The organism is Paracoccus yeei ATCC BAA-599 (assembly GCF_000622145.1).
Taxonomy (GTDB): Bacteria; Pseudomonadota; Alphaproteobacteria; order Rhodobacterales; family Rhodobacteraceae; genus Paracoccus; species Paracoccus yeei.
Window position 1 is genome coordinate 1 of record NZ_JHWH01000060.1, and the last position, 2674, is coordinate 2674.

5 protein-coding genes are annotated in these 2674 nt (G+C 58.2%); 2 read left to right on the forward strand and 3 right to left on the reverse strand.

The window, feature by feature from the left end; translation table 11 throughout:
- Positions 1-144 precede the first annotated feature (144 nt).
- Positions 145-492, forward strand: a complete 348-nt coding sequence (locus tag BU28_RS25700) for a DUF883 family protein (protein WP_143809892.1) — start codon at positions 145-147, stop codon at positions 490-492.
- Between the two features lie 152 nt (positions 493-644).
- Here the strand turns inward: BU28_RS25700 and BU28_RS23640 are convergent, their stop codons facing one another.
- From BU28_RS23640 to BU28_RS26875, 3 genes are all read right to left on the reverse strand, one after another.
- Positions 645-1607 (reverse strand): YsnF/AvaK domain-containing protein, encoded by a 963-nt coding sequence (locus tag BU28_RS23640; RefSeq protein WP_051578296.1) that lies wholly within the window; start codon positions 1605-1607, stop codon positions 645-647.
- On the reverse strand, positions 1597-2016 hold the full coding sequence (locus tag BU28_RS25025) for a YsnF/AvaK domain-containing protein (RefSeq protein WP_081791454.1): 420 nt from the start codon (positions 2014-2016) through the stop codon (positions 1597-1599). The genes BU28_RS23640 and BU28_RS25025 overlap by 11 nt, the downstream gene beginning before the upstream one ends.
- 80 nt (positions 2017-2096) lie before the next feature.
- A complete protein-coding gene (locus BU28_RS26875; protein WP_428829413.1) occupies positions 2097-2414 on the reverse strand; it encodes a phosphatase PAP2 family protein in 318 nt (105 codons plus the stop codon).
- Between BU28_RS26875 and BU28_RS26485 the strand changes: the two genes are divergently transcribed.
- Positions 2301-2674 (forward strand): hypothetical protein (locus BU28_RS26485; protein WP_028720584.1); only part of this gene is annotated, 374 nt, incomplete at its 3' end. The genes BU28_RS26875 and BU28_RS26485 overlap by 114 nt on opposite strands.

Consider the following 2674-nt stretch of genomic DNA (forward strand, 5'->3'; position numbering starts at 1 on the left):
CGCGGCTGAGGGTTTGCGCCGGATCGCCGAGCTTTACCGGATCGAGGCCGATATCCGTGGCATGGGTCCCGGCCAGCGGCTGTCGGCCCGCCAAGCTGTCCATCTTGTTATTGCTTTCAGCCAATCACCAAGAGGATAGACGCAATGACGCAAAGATCAGGTTTCCCGGAAAAGAATGAGGATGCCGCATCTCCAAGCGAAGGAACGCCAGACCTGCGGGACGACACCATGAGCTTTGTTGAGAAGGCATCCACGCTGGCAAGCGATGCTGTGGAGGGTTTGCGAGGGTCTGTTCAAGAGGTCAGGGCAGCCGGACAAGACTACGCCGGAAAAGCATTGGATATAGGCAAAAGGAAAGCTGAAGAGGCTGCCTTTTATACTGAGTTGGGCTATGAAGAAGCAATCGACTATGTTCGGCAAAGACCGATTGCTGCCCTGAGCATGGCAATGGGCATCGGCCTTGTTCTCGGTCTTGCGACCGCACGCCGCTAATCACTGCCTGTAGCGTATTGCGTGAAATCCTTTCGGAGGCCCCTCTGATCCTTAATCCATAAGGATGGTTTTTTTTAGAGCGCTGATCAAAGCTCTCGACTAAAGAAGAGGCCCCGCACTTGCGGGGCCAAATCATGTGATCAAATCAAGCCTCAGGGCTTGCGATTGTCATAATCCCGGCTTCCCACTTCGGGGTCCAGACCTTGGCGGTTCGGCCCATCACGATCGTCGTCGATCTCGACTTCGGTGCGTCGGACGGTGTCCGAGACTGTTTCGCGGTGGGTTTCGCTGGTCTTGCGGAGTTCGATCTCCTCGACCACGCGGGCTTCCTTTTGAACGACCGCTTCTTCGCGGGATTCTTCAGCTTCGATCGTGCGGTCCTGGAAAGCAGTATCCGCGTTTGTCAGGGGACGGTCGACAGGCCGGCGCTCGACCTCAACTCGCTCCTCGCGCAGGTCGACGCTTTCGCTGACGGGCTCTTCGACGGTATAGGCGCGAACCCGGACACGGCCATGGCCGGTTTCGCGCTTGCCGACGCGAAGACGTTCCTCCACGATGGGGATCGTCTCGTCTCCGCGCAGATCCCGACCTTGCCGCAAGGACGTATCAGCGCCCGTGCTGTCCTCGTCAACATAGGGACTGTCCAGATCACCCGTTGCACCCGCACGGGCGCCATAGGCGGATGCCGTGCTGCCCGAGGCATAGCTGCTGGACTGGTAATCGCTCCAGCCCTCTGAGCGCCAGCTTTCTTCACGCTCTTCAAGATTGATGCTGCCTTCGTCGTCGAGGATATCCAGAGCGGTCTCGTAATCGGCCCCGGACAACCCTGTCACGGTCACCAGGTAGCCGCCGCGCGACAGCCCTTCGGTATAGGAATACCGATCTTCATCGGGAAAAAAGAAGTCCTCGAGACTATCCCAAAAACCTTTGTTGCGATCTTCAACGGCATCCGTGCGAGAAGCAGTGTCACTCCCCCCCGCTACCTGCCGGATGCGCTCCGAGGTTATCCCGGCCTGATTCAGCCGCTCGACCGCGCGCTGCGCCTCGGCCTGGCTATCGAACATGGCAGAAACGGACAGCGTGCCGGAAGCACCGAGTTCATTCTCATAGGTCATCTTGATCGTCCTTTTGGTATGGCTGTTCCAGATCGGCGGGCAAGCGCTCGATCTGGACGGTTTGGCGACGGGTTGTCGCGGGCACGTCAATTGTCTCTTTATGTTCGATACGGCGAACATGGATTTCTTCACGAAGATAGAGTTCGCGCGTGACGACCAGGCGCTCTTCGACCACAGGGATGATGGTCACTTCGCCTTCCGTCACGACGTCCGGGATTGTGTCGATCCGACGGTCAATTGGCACCCGGACCACATCAACCTCAACGCTCGCAAGGTCAGTTGGCAGGAGGTGGTTTATCTCCTCGGTTTGAGTGGCGATCCTGACACGACCGCTGACAACCCGCCGGGTCGAGACAGTGGCTGTTTCTTCAACAACGGGAATGAAATCGCGCTCAGTTTCGTCAGCCATTCTCGTCCCCGTCGTCAGCAATGATCAACGGACAGACAGGAATTGCGTTCCGCAAAATTTGATCCCGTGGGGCGCAATCATTAACAGAGAGGCTTACAGCAGACTGGGGCAAGAAGGGTCCCCGCAGCAATGTCGATCGGGTAGTGCTTGGCACGCGGCACCTGAACACCTGTAATCAGGCTGGCTGTCAGGAAAGCCGGAACGGCCGTCTTTGGGATATCGGAGGCTATGATCGCTGCGACAGCAACAGCACCGGCTGTATGGCCCGAGGGGAAGGATGTATCGTGACCGCCCTCGGTTTCCCCAGGTTCGCAGACATAGTCCTCACCCTCCAGCATCACACCTGGTCTGGTTCGTCGAAACCGGTTCTTGATCGCCCTCTTGATGCTGTTTGCCAGAACATGGGCGGCCATCATCCGCGCGCCCGTTCGGATCAGTTGGGGACGATCGGAGATCAGCCCGGCCGTCATGACACCGCCACAGACCAGGGAGAGAGGGATCTGATCTGCGACCTCACTCATCAGGCCCAGGGACGTGACAACCGGGTGATGGCGACAGCGGCCAGTGAACTGATGCGGTGGATGCCCCCACCCAACGACATCTCTTATGCCATGATGGTTTCATCGGAACCGAAGGGAGGGCACATCGATGACGACAC

What these genes read in the sequence shown, in the direction of transcription:
- BU28_RS25700 (WP_143809892.1), top strand. Translation starts at nt 145, where the DNA reads ATGACGCAAAGATCAGGTTTCCCGGAAAAGAATGAGGATGCCGCATCT.
- BU28_RS25025 (WP_081791454.1), bottom strand. Translation starts at nt 2,016, where the DNA reads ATGGCTGACGAAACTGAGCGCGATTTCATTCCCGTTGTTGAAGAAACA.
- BU28_RS23640 (WP_051578296.1), bottom strand. Translation starts at nt 1,607, where the DNA reads ATGACCTATGAGAATGAACTCGGTGCTTCCGGCACGCTGTCCGTTTCT.